The 22584-nt window shown below is 67.4% G+C and carries 23 protein-coding genes and 2 tRNA genes; 13 read left to right on the top strand and 12 right to left on the bottom strand.

The window, feature by feature from the left end; genetic code table 11:
• Window positions 1-21 precede the first annotated feature (21 nt).
• On the bottom strand, window positions 22-1074 hold the full coding sequence (gene hisC / locus EWH70_RS20560; RefSeq protein WP_130477089.1) for a histidinol-phosphate transaminase: 1053 nt from the start codon (window positions 1072-1074) through the stop codon (window positions 22-24).
• Window positions 1075-1185: 111 nt separating this feature from the next.
• On the opposite strand from hisC, the gene EWH70_RS20555 reads away from it, so the two are divergent.
• The 7 genes from EWH70_RS20555 (at window position 1186) to EWH70_RS20525 (ending at window position 6624) form a co-directional block, all read left to right on the top strand.
• Window positions 1186-1818, top strand: a complete 633-nt coding sequence (locus tag EWH70_RS20555; protein ID WP_130477088.1) for a dienelactone hydrolase family protein — start codon at window positions 1186-1188, stop codon at window positions 1816-1818.
• Between the two features lie 91 nt (window positions 1819-1909).
• On the top strand, window positions 1910-2380 hold the full coding sequence (locus tag EWH70_RS20550) for a hypothetical protein (protein ID WP_130477087.1): 471 nt from the start codon (window positions 1910-1912) through the stop codon (window positions 2378-2380).
• The gene (locus EWH70_RS20545; protein WP_130477086.1) at window positions 2377-3558 is read left to right on the top strand and encodes a PPE domain-containing protein; all 1182 of its coding nucleotides are present in this window, start codon (window positions 2377-2379) and stop codon (window positions 3556-3558) included. The genes EWH70_RS20550 and EWH70_RS20545 overlap by 4 nt, the downstream gene beginning before the upstream one ends.
• 9 nt (window positions 3559-3567) lie before the next feature.
• Window positions 3568-4347, top strand: coding sequence for an ESX secretion-associated protein EspG (locus EWH70_RS20540; RefSeq protein ID WP_130477085.1), 780 nt, complete (start codon window positions 3568-3570; stop codon window positions 4345-4347).
• An 11-nt stretch (window positions 4348-4358) separates the two neighbouring features.
• Window positions 4359-6320, top strand: a complete 1962-nt coding sequence (locus EWH70_RS20535; protein WP_130477084.1) for an acetoacetate--CoA ligase — start codon at window positions 4359-4361, stop codon at window positions 6318-6320.
• 85 nt (window positions 6321-6405) lie between these two features.
• Window positions 6406-6495, top strand: a tRNA-Ser gene (locus tag EWH70_RS20530).
• A gap of 56 nt (window positions 6496-6551) precedes the next feature.
• A tRNA-Arg gene (locus tag EWH70_RS20525) sits at window positions 6552-6624 on the top strand.
• A gap of 567 nt (window positions 6625-7191) precedes the next feature.
• Here the strand turns inward: EWH70_RS20525 and EWH70_RS20520 are convergent.
• Window positions 7192-8394, bottom strand: a complete 1203-nt coding sequence (locus tag EWH70_RS20520) for a DNA sulfur modification protein DndB (RefSeq protein ID WP_130477083.1) — start codon at window positions 8392-8394, stop codon at window positions 7192-7194.
• A gap of 830 nt (window positions 8395-9224) precedes the next feature.
• Here EWH70_RS20520 and EWH70_RS20515 point away from each other — a divergent pair.
• Both EWH70_RS20515 and EWH70_RS20510 read left to right on the top strand, forming a co-directional pair.
• Window positions 9225-9644: a very short patch repair endonuclease gene (locus EWH70_RS20515; RefSeq protein ID WP_130477082.1), complete on the top strand. Its 420-nt coding sequence runs from the start codon at window positions 9225-9227 to the stop codon at window positions 9642-9644.
• Window positions 9645-9654: 10 nt separating this feature from the next.
• On the top strand, window positions 9655-10812 hold the full coding sequence (locus EWH70_RS20510; RefSeq protein ID WP_240687103.1) for a DNA cytosine methyltransferase: 1158 nt from the start codon (window positions 9655-9657) through the stop codon (window positions 10810-10812).
• A 141-nt stretch (window positions 10813-10953) separates the two neighbouring features.
• Here EWH70_RS20510 and EWH70_RS20505 read toward each other — a convergent pair whose 3' ends face one another.
• From EWH70_RS20505 to EWH70_RS20485, 5 genes are all read right to left on the bottom strand, one after another.
• Complete coding sequence (locus EWH70_RS20505) at window positions 10954-11919, bottom strand: NaeI family type II restriction endonuclease (protein WP_130477081.1); 966 nt, start codon at window positions 11917-11919, stop codon at window positions 10954-10956.
• Window positions 11920-11982: 63 nt separating this feature from the next.
• The gene (locus tag EWH70_RS20500) at window positions 11983-12849 is read right to left on the bottom strand and encodes an NgoMIV family type II restriction endonuclease (RefSeq protein WP_130477080.1); all 867 of its coding nucleotides are present in this window, start codon (window positions 12847-12849) and stop codon (window positions 11983-11985) included.
• 285 nt (window positions 12850-13134) lie between these two features.
• A complete protein-coding gene (locus tag EWH70_RS20495) occupies window positions 13135-13869 on the bottom strand; it encodes a DNA methyltransferase (RefSeq protein WP_130477079.1) in 735 nt (244 codons plus the stop codon).
• A 66-nt stretch (window positions 13870-13935) separates the two neighbouring features.
• Window positions 13936-14913: an esterase/lipase family protein gene (locus EWH70_RS20490; protein WP_130477078.1), complete on the bottom strand. Its 978-nt coding sequence runs from the start codon at window positions 14911-14913 to the stop codon at window positions 13936-13938.
• Window positions 14914-15019: 106 nt separating this feature from the next.
• Window positions 15020-15637, bottom strand: coding sequence for a TetR/AcrR family transcriptional regulator (locus EWH70_RS20485; protein ID WP_240687102.1), 618 nt, complete (start codon window positions 15635-15637; stop codon window positions 15020-15022).
• Window positions 15638-15675: 38 nt separating this feature from the next.
• Here EWH70_RS20485 and EWH70_RS20480 point away from each other — a divergent pair, with 38 nt between their 5' ends.
• Both EWH70_RS20480 and EWH70_RS20475 read left to right on the top strand, forming a co-directional pair.
• Complete coding sequence (locus tag EWH70_RS20480; protein WP_130477077.1) at window positions 15676-16173, top strand: GNAT family N-acetyltransferase; 498 nt, start codon at window positions 15676-15678, stop codon at window positions 16171-16173.
• 12 nt (window positions 16174-16185) lie between these two features.
• Window positions 16186-17001, top strand: coding sequence for an SDR family oxidoreductase (locus tag EWH70_RS20475; protein ID WP_130477076.1), 816 nt, complete (start codon window positions 16186-16188; stop codon window positions 16999-17001).
• 90 nt (window positions 17002-17091) lie between these two features.
• Here the strand turns inward: EWH70_RS20475 and EWH70_RS20470 are convergent, their stop codons facing one another.
• The 4 genes from EWH70_RS20470 to EWH70_RS20455 form a co-directional block, all read right to left on the bottom strand.
• On the bottom strand, window positions 17092-17817 hold the full coding sequence (locus tag EWH70_RS20470; protein WP_130477075.1) for a GntR family transcriptional regulator: 726 nt from the start codon (window positions 17815-17817) through the stop codon (window positions 17092-17094).
• 76 nt (window positions 17818-17893) lie between these two features.
• Window positions 17894-18904 (bottom strand): M14 family zinc carboxypeptidase, encoded by a 1011-nt coding sequence (locus EWH70_RS20465; RefSeq protein WP_130477074.1) that lies wholly within the window; start codon window positions 18902-18904, stop codon window positions 17894-17896.
• A 27-nt stretch (window positions 18905-18931) separates the two neighbouring features.
• Entirely contained in the window at window positions 18932-19645 is a 714-nt protein-coding gene (locus EWH70_RS20460) for a 2OG-Fe dioxygenase family protein (RefSeq protein ID WP_130477073.1), read from the bottom strand.
• 61 nt (window positions 19646-19706) lie between these two features.
• Entirely contained in the window at window positions 19707-20588 is an 882-nt protein-coding gene (locus EWH70_RS20455) for a helix-turn-helix domain-containing protein (RefSeq protein ID WP_240687101.1), read from the bottom strand.
• A gap of 330 nt (window positions 20589-20918) precedes the next feature.
• On the opposite strand from EWH70_RS20455, the gene EWH70_RS20450 reads away from it, so the two are divergent.
• Window positions 20919-21380, top strand: a complete 462-nt coding sequence (locus tag EWH70_RS20450) for an SH3 domain-containing protein (RefSeq protein ID WP_130477072.1) — start codon at window positions 20919-20921, stop codon at window positions 21378-21380.
• A gap of 163 nt (window positions 21381-21543) precedes the next feature.
• The gene (locus EWH70_RS20445) at window positions 21544-22041 is read left to right on the top strand and encodes a hypothetical protein (protein WP_130477071.1); all 498 of its coding nucleotides are present in this window, start codon (window positions 21544-21546) and stop codon (window positions 22039-22041) included.
• On the opposite strand, the gene EWH70_RS20440 is transcribed toward EWH70_RS20445, so the two are convergent.
• Window positions 22038-22472 (bottom strand): type II toxin-antitoxin system Rv0910 family toxin, encoded by a 435-nt coding sequence (locus tag EWH70_RS20440; RefSeq protein ID WP_240687100.1) that lies wholly within the window; start codon window positions 22470-22472, stop codon window positions 22038-22040. The two genes, EWH70_RS20445 and EWH70_RS20440, sit on opposite strands and share 4 nt — an antisense overlap.
• Window positions 22473-22584 lie beyond the last annotated feature (112 nt).

The following is a 22584-nucleotide window of genomic DNA, read 5'->3' as shown; positions in this document are numbered from 1 at the left end:
GCCTGTGACCTCAACAATGGTTCAGGTCAAGTACGTCCGTGCCGCGGCGATCATCACGTCGTTCTCCTCGGGGGTCCCGATGGTCACCCGGGCACCCTCGCCGACGAACGGCCGCACGACGACCTTGCTGTCCAGCATGTGCTCCGCGAACTCGGCGGTCCGCTCACCGAGCGGCAGCCAGACGAAGTTCGCCTGGGTCGGCGGCACCTCGAAACCGGCGTCGAGCAACGCGTCGCGCACCCGGGTGCGTTCCTCGCAGGTCTCGGCGCAGCGGGCGAGCAGCTCGCCGGCGGCGTCCAGCGACGCGATCGCGGCCGCCTGGGCGACGGCGTTCAGGCTGAACGGCACGTACACCTGACGCAGTGCCGTGGTGACGTGCGCGGGCGCGACGGCGTAGCCGACCCGCAGGCCGGCCAGGCCGTAGGCCTTGGAGAAGGTACGCAGCACGGCGACGTTCTCCCGGCCGGCCCGCAGCGTCATGCCGTCGGGCACCTCGGCGTCGGTGACGTACTCGCGGTAGGCCTCGTCCAGCACCACCAGCACGTCGGCGGGCACCGCGTCGATGAACCGTTCCAGTGCCTCGCGGCGGATCGACGTCCCGGTGGGGTTGTTGGGGTTGCACACGAACACCAGCCGGGTGCGCGGGGTGATCGCGGCGAGCATGGCGTCCAGGTCGTGCTCGTGGCTCGGGGTCAGCGGCACGCGGACGCCGGTGGCGCCGGCGATGTGCGTCACGATCGGGTAGGCCTCGAACGACCGCCACGCGAAGACGACCTCGTCACCCGGCTCGCACAGGGCCTGGACGAGCTGCTGGCACAGGGCCACCGAGCCGCAGCCGACCGCGACCTCGTCGGTGGTGACGCCGAACTCCCTGGCCAGCCGGTCCACCAGCGCCCACGCGCCCATGTCCGGGTAGCGGTTGACGTCGGCGGCGGCCTCGGCGATCGCCTTGGCGACGCTCGGCAGCGGTCCGGCAGGCGCCTCGTTGCTGGCCAGCTTGATCGCGCCGGGCACGCTGCGTCCGGGGACGTAGGTGGGCAGCGAAGCCAGGTCGGCACGGGTCTGCACGGGCATGTGGACAACTCCCTCTCCGGTGTGGATGCCTTGACCGTATACGCCGCATCCACGGCGCTCCAGAGCTTTCGGTGTTGACTCCCGTTCACCCGTCAGTGGTTGAGTAGGCACATGACGCAGACACACACCGACGACTACCGACGCGCGGACGGCCGCGCGCTCCGCCTCACCTACGCCGAGCCGGACGGTGTCGTGCGAGGCGGCCTGGTGGTGCTGCACGAGGCGGACGGCGTCACCGACGGGGTGCGGTTCCTGGTCGGCAGCCTCGCCGACGAGGGCTGGCTCGCGGTCGCGCCGCACATGTCCGGCGACGGCGGGCTGAGCGGCGGTGACATCCTCGGCGCGACCGACATCACGCTGGCCTGGCTGGTCGACCGCGGGGTACGGGCCGACCTGCTCGGCGTCGTCGGGTTCGACCTCGGCGGGGCCGCGGCACTCGTCGTCGCGGCCAGCAGGAAGCTCGGTGCGGCGGTCAGCGTCGGCGGTCAGGGGCACGACGGCGAGCTGCCGCCGCTGGTCGAGATCGCGGGCAAGCTGACCAGCCCGTGGCTGGGCATCTACGGCGACGCCGGCGATGAGGACGGAGCCGAGGTGGAGCGGCTGCGCGAGGTCGCCGCGTCGGCGAAGGTCGCCACCAACGTCGTCCGCTACCCGGGCGCCAACCACCGGTTCGACGCCGACCCCGACGCGGCCGCCGAGGCCTGGCAGCGCACCCTCAACTGGTTCGACGCGCACCTCCGCTGAAACCGGATGGAGCCGAAGCGGTACTCGCCGCGTCCAAACGTCGCGCGGTACAGTTCTGTTTCGAATGTCACTTCAGGGGTGGGATGTCGACATGGCGCCAGCGAAGAAGCCGACGGAAACGGCACGGGAGGGCTTCGCCGCCTCCGCGCCGAAGCTCGCGCCGATCGCCGGTGACGTCCAGGCCGTCAAGAAGTCGGCCAAGACGGGCGGGTTGAAGCTCGAGGAGGGTGCGGCCCAGAAGCTCCAGAAGGAGCTGGCCGACATCCGGGTCAGGGTGGTCGCGATGATGCGCGAGGCCCGGGAGCTGGACGTTCCGCTGCACCTCGGGTCCAGTTTCGTGGCGCACGCGATGAGCGAGCGCCTGCGGTGGGCCGCCGGTGGCGCGGCCATTCCCGTTCTCGGTGACTTCCGCGACGTGCTGGAGGACCTGGAGCTGATCGTCAAGCGGGCGGACAAGAAGTTCAAGGAGACCGAGGAGCAGGCGGAGGAGCAGTTCCGCATCGCCATGGAGAATGTCGACGACGTGGCCGGCTTCTACAACCAGGGCGGTGACCAGCGGTGAGCCGGCGTCCCGAGCCCGACGCCCGGTGCCTGCCGTGGCCGCCGAAGCCGTGGCCGCCGGTCGAGCAGGACCCGCCGGGGACCGATCCGACCCAGCCGGTCGACTGGCTGAGCCATTCGCACCCCCAGCTGTACGCGATGGTGCACGAGGACCTGGATCTCACCGCCGTCAACCGCGTCGCGGAGCAGTGGGCGAAGCTGAGCAAGGACCTCGCGGAGATCCGGGACGACCTGCGTGCCGCTGTCGAGGCCTCGGCGAAGGGCTGGGAGGGCGACTCGGCCGAGCTCGCCAGGGACACCCTGACCAGGCTGACCATCTGGACCGAGGAGACGGGCCTGCGGGCAGGCAACGTCTCCAAGTGCGTCGAGGACCAGGCACAGAACGCCGCGACGGCGAAGAAGAACATGCCGGAGCCGCCCAAGATGCCGTTCCCGCAGCCCGCGCCGCTGCCGATGCCCGACCGCGGTCCGATGCCGGTCGAGGGTGGCACGGCCGCCATGTCGGCCAGCCCGTTCACCACCGGTGACTTCACCGGCGGACCGGCGATCGTGGCCGACCCGGAACCGCAGCGGGAGAAGGCGCAGCGCCTGCACGAGCAGGCCGCGCAGGTGATGGAGCAGTACCAGCGGGACTCCGGCGAGATCTACCACACGGTGCCGGACTTCAGCCGTCCCAACGGCGACCAGATCGTCTACGGGCCGCCGCCCGAGGAACCGCCGAAGGAGCCGGAGCCCGAGCCGCCGCCGTCCGAGAAACCCGACGACTCCACGGGCAGCAGCTCGACCGGCCCCGGTCCCGGCCCGGGTGGCGGGGTGCCGTCCCAGCCCGGCCCGGGCGGCGCCGGGACGTTCTCGCCCGGCCCCGGAACGGGGGCCATCGGCGGTGGTGGCGCCGTCGGCGAGCAGCTCAACCCCGGCCAGCGCGTCGGATCGGGCCAGTTCGGTCCCGGTGCCGGTGGTGCGGCAGCCGCCGCGGCGGCGTCCGGCCGTACCGGCGGCATGGGCATGGGGATGGCCGGTATGCCGATGATGCCGCCCGGTGCGGGCCAGCGGGGCGACGAGGAGGAGCACCGGGCGCCGTCCTACCTGCAGGACGACGAGAACATCTTCCATTCGGACCTGCAGGTCGCTCCGCCCGTGCTCGGGCTGGAGGACCAGCCGCGACGGCGCGACAGATAGCGAGAGTTCATGCGTGATCCGGACTCCGGGTGGATCCAGTTGCATCCGGCCGAGTTCTTCCTGCTCTGGTCGACCATGGGGCTTGGTGAGCTGCCCACTGTCCTGGGTATCCCGCACATCGGGCGGACGGCGTCGGCGCGCGCGGCGCTGTCGGATGCCGCCAGCCAGGCGCTGGCCGAACGCGACCTCGGCACCGTCAACCGGCCGGCCCGCGACCTCGGGCTGCTGCTGCGGACCCTCGCCGAGGCCGAGCTGCGGCTGGACATGACCGCGGACGGCGACGACTACTCGTTCCGGTCGGCCTCGTCGGTCGACCGGGGCGGGGCGGCGGTGTCGGTCGGGGTGGCAGGCGAGACGGTCCGGCTGGGCCCGGTGCGGGAGCCGATGCTGGTGGCGACCATGCTCGAGGCGCTGACACCGTTGAAGGCCGCGCCCGGCGTGCCCGCCAACATCCGGGTCAGCGACTACACCGACGCCTGTGCCGAGGGTGAACGGCTGGGCGCGGAGGGTTTCGTCGCGGTACTGCGTGACGCCGGCGTCCGGCCGCCGGAGGTCAACACCATGGTCCGCGCCGTGACCGGTAGGCGTGGCGGCGGCCAGTTCGGCGCCAGCGTGCGCGGCAGGGGCAGCTCCTGGATCCGCACGCCGAGCACGGTCAACTGGGTGGACACCGACGAGGGCCGCTACGCGTTGCGCAGCAGGGACGGCTGGCTCACCGCGACGCCGGTGGACGACTACCGGCTGAGGATCATGGCGCAGGAGATGGTCGGCGAGATCACCCGGCACTAATGTCGGAAGGTATGACCGACGCTCCGGAAGTGCTGTGGCGGCCGAAGGCCGACCGGGACACCCAGATCGACCGATTCCGCTCCTGGCTGCGGGCCGAGCACGGGGTGGAGGCCGACGACTACCGGTCACTGTGGGACTTCTCGGTGGGGTCGCCGGAGCGCTTCTGGTCGGCCCTGACGGAGTTTCTGGGCGTGCGCTGGCATGACCGGCCGGCCGAGGTGCTGTCCGGTGAGATGCCTGCCGCCAGGTGGTTCGCGGGCGGCACGCTGAACTACGCCGAGCACGCGCTGAGCGGCGGCGTCGCGGGCGCCGCGAAGGCCGACGACGAGCTGGCCGTGGTGTTCCACCGTGAGGACGGCAGGGCCGAGCAGCTGACCTACGGCAGGCTGCGGGCAAGGGTGGCCGCGGCCAGGGCCGCGCTGCGGGAGCTGGGCGTCGGCAAGGGCGACCGGGTGGTCGCGCTGGCGCCGAACTGCCCGCAGACGCTGATCGCGTTCCTGGCGGCGGCGAGCCTCGGCGCGGTGTGGTCGTCCTGCTCGCCGGACTTCGGGGCGCGTGCCGTGGCCGACCGGTTCACCCAGATCGAGCCGGCCGTGCTGATCGCCGTCAACGGTTACGTCTACAATGGACGGTCGTTCGACGTGCGGCCGACCGTCGAGCAGCTGCGGTCGAGCATCGGTTCCCTGCGGGCGACGGTGCTGATCGACTACGCCGGCGGCGGCGACCTGCCCGGCACGCTGGACTGGGACGACCTGCTGACCAGGCACGACGGTGCGGAGCTGGCGTTCGACGCGGTGGAGTTCGACCATCCGCTGTGGGTGCTGTACTCGTCGGGTACCACGGGCCTGCCCAAGGGCATCGTGCACGGGCACGGCGGGATCGTCGTCGAGCACCTGAAGATGCTCGCGTTGCACTGCGATCTGGGGCCGGGGGAGCGGTTCTTCTGGTTCACCACCACGGGCTGGATGATGTGGAACTTCCTCATCTCCGGGCTGCTCGTGGGGTCGACCATCGTGTTGTTCGACGGCAGTCCCGGGCATCCTGACCTGGGTGCCCTCTGGAAGCTGGCCGAGCAGCACAGGGTGACGTTCTTCGGTACGTCGGCGCCGTTCGTCCAGAGCTGCCTGAAGGGCGGGGTGCACCCGTCGCGGCAGTACGATTTGTCCGCGCTGCGGGCCGTCGGGTCGACGGGCGCGCCGCTGAGCCAGGAGGGCTTCCGCTGGCTGGTGGACGAACTCGGCCGGGGTGTGCAGATCTGCTCGGTGTCCGGCGGGACCGACCTGTGTACGGCGTTCGTCGGCTCGTCGCCGGACGTGCTGGTGTGGCTGGGCGAGCTGTCCTGTGCCGCGCTCGGTGCCGCGGTGGCCGCCTACGACGAGGCGGGCAGGCCGGTCGTCGAGGAGGTCGGTGAGCTGGTCATCACCCAGCCGATGCCGTCGATGCCGGTGTTCTTCTGGAACGACCCGGACGGCTCGCGGCTGCGGGAGGCGTACTTCGACTTCTACCCCGGGGTGTGGCGTCATGGTGACTGGATCCGGGTGACCAGCCGGGGTTCGGCGGTCATCTACGGCCGCAGCGACTCGACGCTCAACCGTGGTGGCGTCCGCATGGGCACCGCGGAGTTCTACCGGGTGGTCGAGGGCTACGACGAGGTGCTGGACTCGTTGGTGATCGATACCTCGGCCGCGGGTGCGGAGGGTGAGCTGCTGTGCTTCCTGGTCCTCGCGGAGGGTGCGGACCTGGCGGAGCTGGAGCCGCGGCTGCGCAGGGAGCTGCGTGGTGCCCTGTCGCCCCGGCACGTCCCGGACCGCTTCGTGGTCGTCGACGAGGTGCCGCGGACGCTGAACGGCAAGAAGTGCGAGGTGCCGGTGAAGAAGATCCTGGCCGGCGTCGCCCCCGACCGCGCGGTGAGCCGGGACGCGCTCGCCAACCCCGACGCGCTCGCCCCGTTCGTGGCCCTCGCGGGCCGTTGACCTGGGGATTCGTGGCAGATCGGGGGTGCTTTGCCGGGCGTCGCGGGGCGTGTGTACTCTATCTGGGCAGTGGTCGTTCGGCCTGGGAGGCTTCGCCTAGTCTGGTCTATGGCGCCGCACTGCTAATGCGGTTGGGGGTAACCCCCCCTCCCGGGTTCAAATCCCGGAGCCTCCGCTGGAGCCCAGCTCGCTGGGCGCCACCCCGGTCGCACGACCGGACAACTGAACATTGCGCCCGTAGCTCAACGGATAGAGCATCTGACTACGGATCAGAAGGTTAGGGGTTCGAATCCCTTCGGGCGCGCGTCTGGTTGAGACAGCACAAGAACCCCCTGGTGACAGGGGGTTCTTGCTATTCACACCTCGCAGTCGATTACGGTCGTGGCCCCCCCCGACTGGGCTAGCTGCAGGGTGGCGAACAGGCTGTGCAGGATCAGTTCAGCGCTGACGGGAGCGCGTGAATGCGGCGTTACTTGGAGTTGCGCCCGAGGCTACAGTGCCGCCGAGCTTGATCTCCGAAATGCCGGATATAGCAGTGATTCAAGTCAACAGGTCGAGCCCGGGACTTGAAACCCCGACCCGTGTTCCGATGCGGGTTAACGTCGCTGCTGGCTAGACAAGCGTGCGGGTGTGAGCTGGTGGAAGGCCGACAACCCAGCGATGTGAGACATTGTGAGGACTAGTTTCTCGCGTAACGGATGGATGGACGTCATCCGCATGAGTTTGTCCGACGAAGTGGGTACACGTCGATCGCTGTGACCAGCTGCGACGTCTTGTCGTCACCCGCTGGGCGGAGGCCCAGCGTTCCAGGGATGTAGTGACATCTCGGAAACGCTGGGACTCGCCGTTAATCGGGCGTTGGATTAAGGGCCTACACCCCAGCCTGCGACTTGAGTCCCGGCAAGACGTGCTCGGCCATTCTTACTGCTGCACTACCCCAGGCGTCTCGGCCGGTAGCGGCCTTGCCCGTCTCGGGGTCGACCAGTGTTCCGATGAGTGCCCGACCTTCGCGCTCGAAATCGAAGGACTCCAGCTTGCTTACCGCGTCGGCGATCGAGAGGTCTTCGTCTTCCGTCCGAACGATATGTACCGCCGCGGCAATCGCATAGATGACATTGGCCGAAAGGAGCCAGGTCTCCTCCCGGACGACTGCGAGCCCGCGCTCACGGCTGAGGCCTTCGGCGATCCGGGGCAGAGCGCAGTACGCCGACCAGAACTCGATCAGGTCTCCCGTGGCCGCCTCTTCTCCGACTCGGGCGATCGTCGTCTCGACGGCGTCGTTCCACGTCCGCGTCGTTCGAGCAGAGGTACCGATGAGAAGCGTGCCGGACGCGTAGCGCATGGCCTTGAACGACATCAACTTCGCCGACAATTTGCCTGGAGTGTCGGTCAGGAACTCGATCCGCGCTCCTTGGTCGAAGCCCGCGACGTCGCCGGCCTTGATGACCTCCTCGATGAGCAAGCGGTTCAGCACCTGACGACGGTCCATCGACTGTGCGATCGACGCATTCAGGGGCTTAGCGTTCTTCTGAAGGTCGCTGAAGTCCTGTGCCCGTCGTACTTGGTCGTCATCAATAACAACGACGATCGGTTGACCCGATGTCCGGAGGCGTTCGATCACCTCGTCGTTGAGGGGCTCGTGAGCGGTGATGACGTCGCCGTATGCTGACGTTCGGTGCCCACCGTCGCCAACCTTGAACTTCGCGCCCGGACGAACGTACAGGACCCCGGAGCGGATGACTTGGTTGTTGTCGTCGTCGGCCACGAAGTGTGCGTCGTGCTCCGAGATGTAGAGAAGGATCGAGTTGAGTACATAGTCCGGCGTGTCTTGAATGTAACTGGCGATAGCATCGCGGTGAGCCTTGTCTTCCTTCCTGTTCGTGCCCACCCCGGACAGTGGATCCCATTCCTCGCGCGGCCCAACGACACCTACGTAGTCGACCGGTGTCATCGCCGTAATGCAGAAAGGCCTCCCGCCCATCTGAAACCCGATTGCAGGGTAAGGGACGTATCCGTATGAGATCTTGCGCTTCTTGTTGGGTCCATCGGAACCCTTGTCTGATGAAGGCACCATGCTCCTTTTGACGTAGAGGCAGCCGCTACGGCGGATCCAGAGGACTCTACGTCACAATCAACAGATCAAGCAAGCGTCAACTTGACGTAACAGCGCTGATGTGAGCTCGGTTTTGACGTAGCACGGTGCTGGCAGGGTCGGCAACCTTGCTCGACCTGTTCGTCGTCTGACTCTTGCCTACGGAAAGTCCGGGCTTGCAATACCGACAGTCACTGCAGCTCAATGTCCGGCAGCATCGGTGACGATCGGCGAGGACGTCCCAGAAGACCGTTAGATGCGCGAGTTTATGAGGCTGGGCCCGACGGTGATCGACGCGGGATCGGAGGTTGGGGCTTGAATCCGGCCGAGCGTGAACCAGGTCGAGGCGGCAGAAACCTCACCCCATCTGAGGTCCTGCACTCCCTGTGTGGCTCACTGCGCTTGCTTGTGGCCGATTCCAGATGGAAGGAAGTCGCACGGACTCGACGGGAGACCGTTGCCGCATGGTGCGAGCCAGCCCTATGGGCTCCAGAGTGGCACGTGGGCCGGAACCTCATTCTTAGTTGCGCCTCGATCGCAGTTCAAGGCCAAACCTCCCCGTATCGCATCGGGACGTCGATTGTCTCCACGGGGAGCTCGACACGTCGAAATACATGCTGGTAGTCCAGCCATAGAAGAGTCACCGCTGAGGCGCCGCCGAGACGGAGTTATAGTGGCGTAGGTTCGGCTCAGTGGCGGCGAAGTCAGGGGCCGGCCCGTAGAAACTCGGCGACCCCGGCTACTGTAGTCGGGGGAGAGAGGATCTCTCCTTGAAGGACACGTTGCCGACCACAGATGTAACCCGTGTTCGCATGAGCAGACAGCGCAGTCGTGACACGAGCACGGAACTCGCTGTGCGTCGCGAATTGCACCGGCTCGGCTTGCGTTACCGGGTCCATCGCCGTCCGCTTTCCGGGGTAAGGCGTGAGGCCGATGTGGTGTTTGGCCCTGCAAAGGTGGCGGTCTTCGTGGACGGGTGCTTCTGGCATGGGTGTCCGGTGCACGGAACATGGCCCAAGCGAAACGGCCCCTTCTGGAGGAATAAGATCGAGCAGAACCAGGCTCGTGACGGAGACACCGACCGTCGGCTGGAGTCAGCAGGGTGGTTGTCGGTACGGGTGTGGGAGCATGAGCATCCGGTCGACGCAGCCGGCAGGATCGCAACGATCGTTGCGGCTCGCAGGAGACCGCATCGTGGGTCGTTGCCGACGACTGTCGGAGTGGTCGACTAACCTGCGTAGCGTGGGCACGAAACCGTTCTCGATGATCGACTTGTTCGCTGGCTGTGGCGGCATGACCTCGGGCTTTATGGCTGCGAAGGGGTTCAAGCCAGTCATGTCGGTCGAGTTCGACCTGCATGCGGCTGCAACTTACGCAGCCAACTTCGGAGAGTCGCACACCTGCCACGCAGACATAGCCAGTATCCCGAACGAAGAGATCCCCCAGGTTGACCTGATCATCGGCGGCCCGCCGTGCCAGGGCTTCTCCAACCTTGGGTCTCGTAACGTGAACGATCCGCGGAACAAGCTCTGGAAGGAGTACATCCGCTTCGTCCGGCACGCCACACCGAAGGTCTTCGTCATCGAGAATGTCGACCGGTTCTTCTCTTCCAGCGAGTTCGCGCTTCTGCAGGCCGAGGCTCAGCCGGGTGGTCTGCTGGAGAACTACGAGTTGTCGTCGGGGTTCCTGCTTGCCGCCGACTTCGGCGTACCACAGCGACGGAAGCGGACCATCGTGATCGGCTCTCGTATCGGTAGGATTCCACTGCCTGCCTCAACGCATGCTCGGCCCGGAACCTTGGACGTAATGCCCGCATGGCACACGACCCATGATGTCCTGAGCGGACTCCCCGAGACCCCGGCGACTACCGAGCTGCCGGCGTCGTCGGTGGAATTCTTCGGCAAAGACGTGCCCGGCATCTTCAAGAGTTCGGATCTGCACATCGGCCGAAACCCGACTCCGTTGTCTCTGGAGCGCTACCGCCACATCCCGCCCGGGGGCGGTAGGTTCGACTTGCCTGACCATCTGCTGTCGCGGTGCTGGAGGGAGAAGAAGAGCGGTACGACCGATGTTATGGGACGAATGCGATGGGACATGCCCTCGTTGACTATCCGCACGGAGTTTTTCAAGCCCGAGAAGGGGCAGTATCTACACCCGCAGTGGGAGCAGAACAGTGATGGCCATAGCGTCGATCGCCCGATCACCCACTGGGAAGCCGCCCGACTTCAGAGTTTCCCCGATGACTTCCAATGGTGTGGAACTAAGTTGCAGATTGCCAAGCAGATCGGCAATGCCGTTCCTCCGATGCTGGCCGAGGCCATTGCGCGGCACCTCAAACCATATCTTCGCGGTAACTCGCAACGCACCCACAAGACGGCTACATGTCGTCTCTGTCGATAGAGCGGTAGAGACCAGTTCTATTGGCTTGGCTGACTGTCGGGCGCAACTGATGAATGCTCGTGAGAATTCCTTGCGTTCTAGTAAGTCTTCCTGTGGTCCGCTTATGCGGCGGCGGTTGCTGGAACGTAGGTTTCAGCTCGTTCAATAACGGATTGTCGGCGCTGGTGTGACAGGGTCGTCCGGTTTGGCGACAGCGTAAATGCCCTCCGGTAGTGTGACTGTTGGGCGACCCGGCACGGCCGAGTCGACCGTGGTTAAACGTACCGACAGGAAGGTGCCCTTCGTTGGGACGGGCAGGCCAAGTGCGCGAGCGACAAGTGGGCTCTGGTTCTGGTGACCGAGCACGACGATACCCTCTGGTGCCAGTTGGGGCCGGGCATCACGACAGCGTTTGAGACCGTCTGCCTGCCGCGCCACCGTCATTGCGGTGGTACGGTCAATGATCTGGCATTGGACGTTGCGTAGCAGCTGATTGATCCGCTGCTGGCCGGAGCGGGGAGCGACGATGGTGCCAACCAGGTTGTCGGGCAGGGAGAGTAGCAGATTGAGGGGCAGCCTGGCATGACGGGCCAGCCAGACGACGCGCTCCTTGGCTGCAGCGGTGATAGTGGTCTTCTGGTCCTTATTTCGTCCTTTGTTGAGGACTTCAGGAGTGACCCGGATCAGCCCGACGTCGAAAGTCCCCTTGTGGTCGTTGGCAGAAGTCAGGAGACACAGGTGGCCCACCGCCTCGGTGGGTATCGACCAAGATCCGCGCAATGAGAACTTCGAGTCGACATCGTGACCGGCGATAGCGTAGTCCATTTGTGCACCACGCGGGAGCTGGAAGGCGGCGCGGGTAACGATCTCTACCTTGGTTCCCAGGTAAGTCTTCTCGGTCTTCTCCGTGAGGTCGATGTCATAGCGGCCGGTTCGTTGTCCGTCCAGTACTTCGTCGATCGATTGACGAAGAATCGACCCGAACTGTTGCTTCAGGTCACGATGTCCCCGGAACCAGTTGACGATCTCTGCCAGGGCAGGATCCTTGGTGCTGGTGTGCGCAGGGGTCGCGTCAACCTCTACCTCGACGGGCGAGTCCGGGCCGAACAGGACGAGATCTTCGGACACACGGACACCATATCCCTTCGAGCAGCCACTCGTAACTGTTTACGGTGGGCGACTTGGCTCAAGTTAAGACCTGTTGGGAAGGGACTGGACGACGCGGACCAGGTCGTCGAAGTCCCGGAGGCGGTTCTGGCTCATGAGCCGATCGAAGGTCTTCTTCGGTGACCAGGCGGCTGGGTTGCGTCGCTTCTCCGCTTCGATGTCTATCGCCTTCGTCAGGGACGCCAGGTCTAGGTGGTACACCCAGTCGACGGAGCCGGATCCGTCCGCAAGAATTTTGAGCATTGAAGGCCGAGTCTCTGCTGTAATGACGCCAAAATGCGGCATTCGGCCGCGACGTTGGGTAACCAGCTTGTTGCCTTGAGAAACACAGTCCTGCGCCCGGTCGGTGCGCAGGGACCATTTGGCCGACAAGGCCACTGCAAGCTCTGGGCGTTTGTGTTCATGGGGAACGCCGATCACCACGTCCAGCTTTAGGAGGGATTCTTCCGGCATGAGGCCGACCAATGTTCTCACCCGTTCGGCGTCGGTATGGATGCTCTTGCTGAGACGCTGGGCGAGCATTGTCAGGCGGCGTCTTTCGCGACCGTCGGAAATCTTCTGGATCGCGGTGATCAACGCGTCGATTTCCGTGGTGGAGGCACTGTATCCAGCACGGAAGGCCGGGAAGACGTCCAGATGCTCGTACTGACTGAACTCCGCTGCCGGGCATGATCGTTTGATCTGCAGGTCTGGGCGCGCTTTTTGCAGGACCTCTATCACGCATCGTTCGAGATCGGAACCGTCTTGGTCGGGTCGTACATGCTCTGCTCCGGCGACCTTCAAGAACTGGTTTCCGAGGCAAACTGATAGATCATCGCTGGCGTCGGACATGTTCGGCTTGTTGTTCTTCTGGCGGTAGCCACAGAGAGCTTGAGTGAAAGGTGCAGGCACATAGCCACTTTGCCATCCATGGGCCAGTGGTGCCAGCGATGTCCGAAAGAAGCCTAGTCTCGTGATCGGATGTTGGCTTCAGTGTAGCGCGGAGCAAATCCGGCCTCGGCAGGCTGAGTGATTGAACTGCCGCTCCAGAGTCGTCTGCGCGGGATGCCGCCTGTCAGGAGCGATGGAGATCCCGCCTGCACATCGTGCCGCTCATGCTCGGCGCCGGCGTGCGCCTGTTCGACGGTGTGCCGCCGCTGGGCCTGGAACAGGTGGCGTCACGGGCCGCGACGGGCGTCACGCACCTGACCTATCGCGTTTCGGCGGGCGGACGCGCTTCGGGTGGGCCGGGTCGCGCTTGATGAAGACCAGGAAGTACGAGTGGTTCTTGCGGGCGTGTTCTTGGGTGAGCAGCCGCGTCACGCCGGGACGGTTGGGGCGCACCACCACGAACAGGTCCTTGCAGTAGAAGCCGTCCGACTCGAAGGCGTTGATCAGCTCGACGTGGGTCAGCCGCTGCCGGTTCGCACTCACCTCGTCCTGGCATTTCACCACGAACACCCCGTAGTCCCGCAGGACGCGACGGGCCTCGACCGCGGCCTTCAGGTACAGGTCGATCACCGCGTCGTGGTACTTCGGGCCGTCGGCGTCGGGCGGCACGGCCTTGCTGTCGGAGTAGCGGCTGCGGAACGCCGCATGGGAACCGGAACCGGCCATGTTGCCGGTGCTCTTCCGGAACAGCCCCTCCATGTACGGCGGGTCCAGCACGACGCAGTCCAGCTCGCCGTCGCCGTAGGGCAGGTCGCGGCAGTCGACGCCGGTCTGGATGTCGGTGGCGAGCACCTCGTACGCATCGTCGGGCACGTTGCGCCAGAACGCACCCTTGCCCCACGTCACGTCGGCGATCCGGCTGCCGCGCGGGACGTGCAGGTCGAGGACGTGGGGGAACACCTCGGCGTTCGTCCCGACGTAGGCGCTCAGCACCAGGTCGGTCGTCGCCACCCCGTCGGGGCGCTTGCGGCCGGTGTCCATACCGGAACTCTAGTGTCCTGCACCGGACTTCCGGTGCGGGACACTAGGGCACCGGCCGCAGGGAACTCAGCTACGCGCGTAGTCACGCAGCGGCGGCTCGGCGCGGACCCAGGTCCACGGCGGGCTCTCCAGCCAGGCCTTGGCCGGCATCGCCAGCAGCGACGGCAGCGTCCTTACCAGCCCCGCCCAGTCGAGGGGCATGAACGCCTTGCCGCACAACGACTTGTCGACACGGGAGGCGACCGCGGGACCGTCGTGGGTGAGCGCGTCGACGGCGATGCCGAACGCCACGGCATCGACGACCAGCGCCAGGTGCTCACTGACCCTGCCGGGGCAGACCTCGTCGATGCCGATGTGCGCGGCCCCACGCAGCGCGCTGGCCTCCCGGCCGGGCGCGGCGAACTCGTCGGTCACCGTGTAGATCGACGTGAACGACGGACCGCTCGGCGTCGGCTGCGCGTTCAGCGCCCGCGACCAGTTCGACTTCGTGGTGAACTGCCAGAACGACTCCTGGCACCCGGTGACCAGCACCCCGCAGTACGCGTCGGCCATCACCGAGCCCTGGAAGGGGCTGCCCAGGCTGATCGCGTCGTCGAGCTTGCCGGGGATGTCCGGCCAGAACCTCGCCACCCACGCCGGGTGCAGGCCGCCCTGGCTGTGACCGACCGTCGACACCTTCCTGCCACCGCTGCGCTCGGACATGGTCCGGATCGCGTGCACGACGTACTCCGACGAGGTCTGCATGTCGCGCCAGCCGCGATGCGGGTAGTCCACCCAGCAGGTCGGGATTCCCTTGTCCCGGAACACGGTCACGTAGTTCCAGGCGAAGTTCTCCCCACCGTTGGCGGTGGTGCCGGGAACGAACAGCACCGGATCGGCCTTCGCGTCGTCGATGCTGTCGTCGCAGTGCAGCGCGGCGGCCAGCTGGGCGACGGGCGTCTTCAGCGGTGGACCCGGAGGTGATTCCGCTGCCGTGGCGATCCCGGCCGAGGCCAGCGGCAGGACGGCGAACAAGGCGACGAGCAGGCGGCGGCGAACGGCCATGACGAGACCTCCGGGGCGCGTCCGGCAGGTCGGCTCCGTTGCCCCTGCCGTGACCTACCGCACAGTAGCTTCGCCCGGCGAAATCTGGCAAGACCTCTGACCAGAATTAGTCGGCGAGCGCGAGCGCCGAGATGAAGCGGACGGCCTCGGCGATGACCTCCTCGAACGGCCGCTGCCGCCCGTTCAGTGACCAGTGGTAGATCAGCTCGTTCACCGCGCCGATGATGGCAACGGCACTCAGCCGGAAGTCGCGTGCCGGCCGTTCGCCACGGCCGGCGGCGTTCTCCGCCTCCGCGACGAGGAAGTCGACCCAGCGCTCCCGCCACGCCAGCCGGTGCTGTTCCACCGCCGCGCTGACGCCCACCAGTTCCACATAGGACAGACGGGCCCAGCGTGGATCCTCGGCGGTGACCGTCATGTGCGCCCGGATGGCCTTCTCGACGCGGACCAGCAGTGGGGCGTCGTGTGCCTCGGCCAGTGCGTCAGCCGCAGCCACCAGCGCCCGCTCGATGATCCGGTCGTGCAACGCCATCAGCAGGGCCTCGCGCCCGCTGAACTCCTCGTAGAAGTTCCGCGTCGACACCCCGGCCGCGGCACACAGCTTCTCGATCGACGACGCGGCGTACCCCTCGGCGGTGAACGCCTCCAGGCCGGCGTCCATGAGCCGTTCCCGGCGTTCCGCCCGCCGCTCCGCCGCGGTCATGCCGCCGTACGCCCTCGCCACGTCGCCAGCCTAACCCGACCGGGCGACATACTGATCCCATGCGACTCGACGAGCTGGTGGGCATCCCGGACACCCATCTCGCCCCGGCGACGCCTGCCGACTGTGCCGAACTGCTGGTGCTGCAACGGTGTTGCTGGGTGCAGGAGGCTCTGCAGAACGACACCCTGGACGTCCCGGCACTGCACGAGAGCCTCGACGACGTGCTTGAGTGGACGTCCACCTGGTCGACCTGGTGCGTACGACAGGGACACCGGCTGGTCGCCGCCGTGCGGGCTCGCCTCGACGGTGCCGTCTGGGAGGTCGGCAGGCTCATGGTGGCCCCCGACCTCGCCGGCCGGGGGCTCGGCCGCTGGCTGCTCGCCTACGCCGAGGCCCAGGCGCCGCCGGGTGTCACCGGATTCGCGTTGTTCACCGGCGCCCGTAGTCCCCGCAACATCACCATGTACCAGCGCGCCGGCTACCGGCTCGCCGAGTCGGCCGAGGTGCCCGGCCACATCAAGGGCGCCGTCCAGCTCGTCAAGGCGCTGCCGAGCTGAGACCCTGAGTGGATGGACGCACCACGGACGGTCGCCATCACCGGGGCGGCACGGGGCATCGGACTGGCAACGGCCACCGCCTTCGCCGAGCGCGGGGTGCGGGTGGCGATCGGGGACAGGGACACCGCGCTGGCCGAGCAGGCCGCCGCCACGATCCCCGGCGCGGCGGCGTTCCCGCTCGACGTCACCGACGCCGCCTCGTTCGCGGGATTCCTCGACCGGGCCGAGGCGGAGCTGGGCCCGATCGACGTGCTGGTCAACAACGCCGGCCTGATGGTCACCGGCGAGTTCCTCGCCGAGACGGCGGCCGAGCTCATGATCGACGTCAACCTGCGGGGCGTGCTGATCGGCTGCCGGCTGGCGGGCGAACGGTTCGCGCGCCGGGGCGGCGGCACGATCGTCAACATCGCGTCGATGGCGGGAATGGCCGGCTTCCCGGGGATTGCCACGTACAGCGCCACGAAGTTCGGCGTGGTCGGCCTTTCCCAGGCGTTGCGGGCCGAACTGCGGCCGCTCGGCGTCCGGGTGTCGGCCGTGCTGCCCGGCATCGTCCACACCGAACTGTCCGCGGGCGTCCGGCTGCCCGCGTCGGTGGAACGGTTCGCGTCGTGCGAGCCCGCCGACATCGCCAGGGCGGTTCTGCGGGTCATCGCCACCGGCAGGGCGACCGTCTACGTGCCCGGCAGGCTCAGCCTCCTGCTGCGCGGCACGCTGCTCATGCCCGAACCACTGCAGCGGCTGATCGCGGGCGCGATGGGATCCGAGCGCCTGTACCTCAACGTCGACCAGGCCACCCGCGACGCCTACCACCGCCGCGCCACCGGCTGATCATCGCTGCGCGTGCCAGTTCCGCGACCCTGGGTTGTGGCCTGTTCCACTAGGCGCTACAGTGGCTTATGCCACCGGCGAGGGTGGGAGTTAGGAAGGGAAGGGATGCACCTGGTCAAGTGACCACACGTCAGGCGGATAGACGGCCTCGTCGTACTGCACGACGACACCCTTCGCGTCGACAACGGTCAGCCTGTGCTCCAGCACGGCGGCCGGCGCGGTCAGGCCGAGGCGCTGACACTCGACGTCATCCGCGAGCCGGGCGGCAACGCGGTCGCGACCACTCAGCGGGTTGCGGTCCGCGAGCGAGGCGAGATATGCCTCCGCGCCGTCCTTCGGATCGACGTCGGTGAGCAGCCGCACGGCCTGCTCCGCGAGTTCGGACGGGTACCACGTCGTGAGTAGTCCGGTCGGCCGCGCGTCTTCGGCACGGGCGATCAGCCGGCGGCACAACACCGGCTCGTCCGAGCCGAACTCTCCGGCGACGTGCGCCGGCGGCGAGGTCGTCTCCGACAACACCACTTCGACGGCACGGTTCTCCGCCCTGGCGATGTCGATGAACGTCGGCCGCCAGCGGCGGTTCCCACGCGGATCACGCACGAACGTGCCGGAGCCGTGCCGTGTCTCGACAAGACCCCTGTCCTGCAGGGCTTTCAGCGCCTTCGACGCGGTCGGCCGCGCTACACCCCACTCCAGCGCCAGCTTGCGCTCCGACGGCACCTCATCGCCCGGCTTCAGTTTGCCGCTGGCGATTCGCTGTTCGATGTCGTTGGCGATCTGCAGGTACTTCGGCGGTACTTCCTGGATTTCCGGCATTGACGTCCTGTGTCGGCACGGGGTGGCGAGGGTGGGCCCACACTAGCAGTGCCGGGCCCACCCGTGCCGGGCATGATCACGCCGCTTCGGAGTGCTCCTCATCGGTGCCCGGCAACGGCTTCCCGCGCGGCGGGATGGCCTCGGCCTGCGCCGGGTCGATGTCCCGCACGGAGCCGTCGGCAGCCGACCGCGCGATCGCGAGCATCGACGCCAGCGCCGACCGGATCTGCGCCTGCTCGTGCTGCTTCTCCATGGCGCTGAGCTCGATCAACACACTGCCGCTGCCCAGCAGGCCGTAGCCGTTGCGGGCGATGCCCTCGTAGTTCCCGCCCGGGTACTGCGACGTGTTGCCGCCGGCGGCGTCGATCGACCGCTGTGCCACCACCGAGATCTGCTTGGCGAAGGCGACGTCCTTCGCCGCCACACCGGGATGCGTCGGCCACATCACCGACGCCGTGATCTCCCTGCCGTCGTCGCCGACGTAGCGGCCCTGCATGTGGTAGTCGACCGTGATGGCCGGGCGGAACGCGGCGAACCGCCGCTGGATGATCGCCGCCTCCGTGGCCGGATTGTCCTTCGGGGCCACCGCCGGGTTGTGGTAGCGGTTGATGTCGTACCCCTTGCCGCGCTCACCGAACTCGGGATCGGCGCCGGGGTCGTAGTTGAACCGCCAGTCGCGTTCGTGGCCGTCCGGGTTGGCCCGGACCACGATTTCCACGGTGACCTTGGACCGCAGCGAACGCTGCCACGCGCTGTTGCCGACACCGGCCGTGCGCAGGAACTCCAGCGCGGCGGGCGTGCCCAGCGGTTCGTCGCCGTGCTGCTGGGTGACGTAGAGGATCCGCAGCGGGCCGTTGCCGACCCGCGCCGTCCACACCGGCCGTCCCTCGTTGGAGCGGCCGGCCAGGTCGACGTCGACGCGGCCGAACGACAGCAGCTCCAGCTTGTGCAGCTCGGCCGCCAGTTTCACCGTGCTCGGCCGGGGATCGAGCTTCCTGCCCGTCTCGGCCTGTGCGGGAGTGGCGACGAGTGCCGCCACCGCCAGCATTCCGGACACCAACCCGACAACTCGCGCTCGCCTGCTCATGCGCTGAGTCTGCAACCGCGGGCGTCGTCAGTCCAGGGGATAGGTGTGCGGGTAGTTGATCGTGCAGATCAGCGCGTCGCGGCAGGCCTCGCCGCCCGCGGGCGGAACCAGCGGCGTCACTCCGTGGCGGAACCGGTCGTCGCGGAAGACGATCAGGTCGCCCGGGGCCAGCGTGCCGCGGAAGATGACGTCGGAGTCCGACTCCAGGCCGTACAACCGGGTTTCCGCGCCGGTGCCGACCTTGCCGACCACGTAGACGTAGATGTACTCCTCACCGTCCTGGTGCGGCTTGGTCACCACGTTGGTGTGCGTGCGGAACAGGTTGACGCCGAACGTGCCGCGCCGCTGCCGCCGCTCCGGCGGCACGAGCGAGACGGCCATGGAGATCCAGGCGGCGAACAGCGGGTCGCCGAGCAGGGGAGTGCGGTCGAACTCGCGGCGCTGGTTGCGCCAGTCGCCGCGGTCGGAGATGGCGATCGTGTCGTGCTCGGTCAGCGTGGGGAACTCGCCGTCCCACTCATACCGGACGACGTCGCGGGCCCGCTCGCGGTCGGCCGGCAGGTCTTCGGCGTACCGGCGCAGCACACGTTCGTTGAAATACTCCGCGGCGATGTGCGCGCGTATTTCCGGTGGAAGTCCGATTTCATTTTCGGTGATGACCGCGTACCCGGCCTCGGTGAGTTGTCCGTGCACCTTGTCGACCATGTCGGGGTCCGGTGCGAGCAATTGCGTGACGGTCATGGAAGAGGTCCAATAGCGACAGTGACGGCGTGTTCCCACCGTCTGCGAACAGGAAGGTCGTTCAGCCGAAGGACTCGTCGCGAACCTTGCGGAGCAGGCTGCGGGTGTCCTCCGGGTCGAGCGCGTGCCGGTACAACTCTTCGTAGTATTCGCGGTAGTGTGCGACCGTTTCGGGGGATTCGATGTACCGGAATCCGGCGTGCGTCTCGATGTTGACGATGTCGTCGTCGAGCTCGTCGGGAAACTCGAAATACGCGTACATTCCGGTGGACGTGAAAAGCGAGGGTGTCGAGAACGGGAAGACCCGCAGCTCGATGTTGGAGTGGGTGGATCGCTCCACCAGGTAGTCCAGCTGCTCACGCATGATGGACTTCGAGCCGACCAGCTGCCGGATGCTGGCCTCGTGGGTCACCGCGACGAGCCGGAGCGGGTCCATGTCCTCCCGCTCGTCGAGCGCGCGCTTGCGGTGTTCCCTGACTTCCACCAGCTGCTTGATCTCGCCGGCGGTCCACCACGGCTCGGCGGTGGAGTAGTAGGCACGGGCGTAGTCCCTGGTCTGCAGCAGAACCGGGATCACCGGGATGGTGTACACCCTGGCGACCGACGCCTCCGTCTCGTACGCGATGTGCGCGTCGAGCCCGGTGGGCAGCGTCTTGGAGTAGTCGACCCACCAGCCGTCCTCGTCGGAGGCCTTGACCCAGCGCGTCAGCTTCGCGGCGAGCTGGCTGCCGGCGAGCCCGTAGAACTGGATGAGATCGCGGACGTCCCTCGGCTTCGGGCTGCCCTGCGCGTTCTCCAGCCTCGACAGCTTCGACGTCGAGATCATCAGCTCGCGAGCCACGTGCTCCAGCGTGTGGCCGGACTCCTCGCGGAGCCGGCGCAACTCGTTGGCGATGCGTCGACGCGGCATCACCGGGCCCTGGACGGCCATCGAGCTCCTCATGCGGGACTTGATGCGTGGGCTGGGACCAGTCCTCGTGGGAATCCCAGAGCGGGACTGTAGCACGCTCGGCTGCCGGACTGGGATACCGACACGGGAACCAAATTTTGGGAATTGCATAGTGGGCATGCAGTGAGGGACAATGGTTCTGCAGCTTCCAGGCAGGGATCCCGAACCCCCCGGCCTGGAGATCGACACCCACCACTCCGGCGGGCCGCGACAAGGAGCGGCTACGTCAAGCCTCGGCGAAAGGACACGGCACTCGGGCACACAACGGCGACGCAGGAGAGCGGCGGGTACTTCACAAGCCCATCGGGGCGGAGAGGACCGACCATGTTCGTTGCACTGCGACTGGGACTCGTGATCCGAATTCTCGCCGTGGCCGCGTTGCTCGTCGGCGTGCTGGTTCTCCTGCTGGTCGGGGCGCAGAGCAGCCCCGGCGCCTCCCCTCGGCAGACCCCCGTGGCGCCGCCGGTCGACGTGCGAGCGGAACAGCCCTCCGCCGTCGAATTCCCCGTGGCGCGTTCCGCCAGTGACGGGTTGAACATCCGCGAATGCGCTGCCGTCACCTGCCGCAAGAGCGGCGTGCTGCGGCCGGGCGACTCGTTCACCGGGCAGTGCTGGGTGCGTGGCGGCGAGGTGGACGGCGACAACCTGTGGCTGCGCGGGGAAAGCGGCTACGTGTCCGCCCACTTCCTCGACGACCCCGTCGGGGCCTTCTTCAACGACAAGACCGCTGCCGTCCCCGCCTGCGACTCCATGGCGCGCAGCGGCGAGACACTGGCAGTGGGCTGATTCCAGCCGCGCGCTCGAACGGGTGTATTTTCTCCGTTCGAGCGCGCGTCGGGGTTACGCACGGATGTTTTTCCGGGATTTTCGTGGGAAAAGTACCCACGAGGTTCACTCTTCCGGTAGAAAGACTCTCTGCACGCGCCTGCCAGCTGTGAAGGGTCTTCGCGTGAAAGACGAGATGTCGGTGGACGAACTCCTCGAACGGGAGGGGTGGGTCCAGCACGTCCCGCCACCGCCGCCACGGTCGCGCTGGCGGGTGTTCGCGGTCATGGCCGCGGTCGTGCTCGGCTGCGGTGTCGCGGCCCTCGTCGTGCGTGGTGGCCCCAGCGAGCCGCTGGCCGAGCCCGCGCCACAGGGCATCGACATCATCAAGTACCCCTGGCAGCCGACCGGTGTCGCCGGCCCGGACGCCACCGCGGTGACCGAGGAACCCGGCGGGGCCGGTGGGGACTCCGGCTTCGAGATCCTGCCGACCGAGGAAGAGACGACCAGCAGCAGGACCTCGCGGACCACCACGCCGCCGCCGGACACCGGTGAGGAGACGACCTCGGAGCCGTCGTCGTCGAACCCCGGCGGCCAGCCGCCGACCTCCAGTTCCTCGCAACGGCCGACGACCACCACGACGTCGAAGAAGCCCTGCCTGCTGCCGCCGCTGATCTGCTAACGGAGCAGTTCCGACAGGTTGCCGACGGATTTGCGCAGGTCGCCGCGCAGCGCGCGGCCGACCGCCAGCCCCAGCGGCCCGAACACCGGTTTGCCGGTCACCTCCGCGGAGATCCGCACCTCGGACTCGTCGCCGTCCGGCCGGACGCCCAGCGCCATCGCGATCCGGACGCCGCCGACGCCGTCGCCACGCAGGGAAAGCGCACACGGCTCGTCGTAGCCGTCGACCCGCCAGGTGATCCGGTTGCGCAGGCCCTTCACGGTGACGATCGAGGTGAACGTCGTGCCCAGGGTCAGCTCGGGTGGGATCGGGCTGCGCCAGTCCTCGTGCAGGATCAGCCAGGCGTCGAACCTGCGCAGATCGGCCGCCAGAGCCCATGCTCGTTCCGGTGTCGCGGGTACGCGCGCCGCGACGTCGACCTTCACTGACACTTCGGGCCTCTCTCCGTTCGGCCGCGGCCCGCCCCCTGAGGCGGTGTCTTCCCTCCTCGCCGTCGGCCGCTGGGCGGCCTTTGGGCTCGTCAGTCCAGACACCGCCGGGCGG

Source organism: Amycolatopsis suaedae, assembly GCF_004214935.1.
Classification (GTDB): domain Bacteria; phylum Actinomycetota; class Actinomycetes; order Mycobacteriales; family Pseudonocardiaceae; genus Amycolatopsis; species Amycolatopsis suaedae.
The sequence above is the reverse complement of the archived record's forward strand: the minus strand, read 5'-3'. Positions and strand labels throughout refer to the sequence as shown.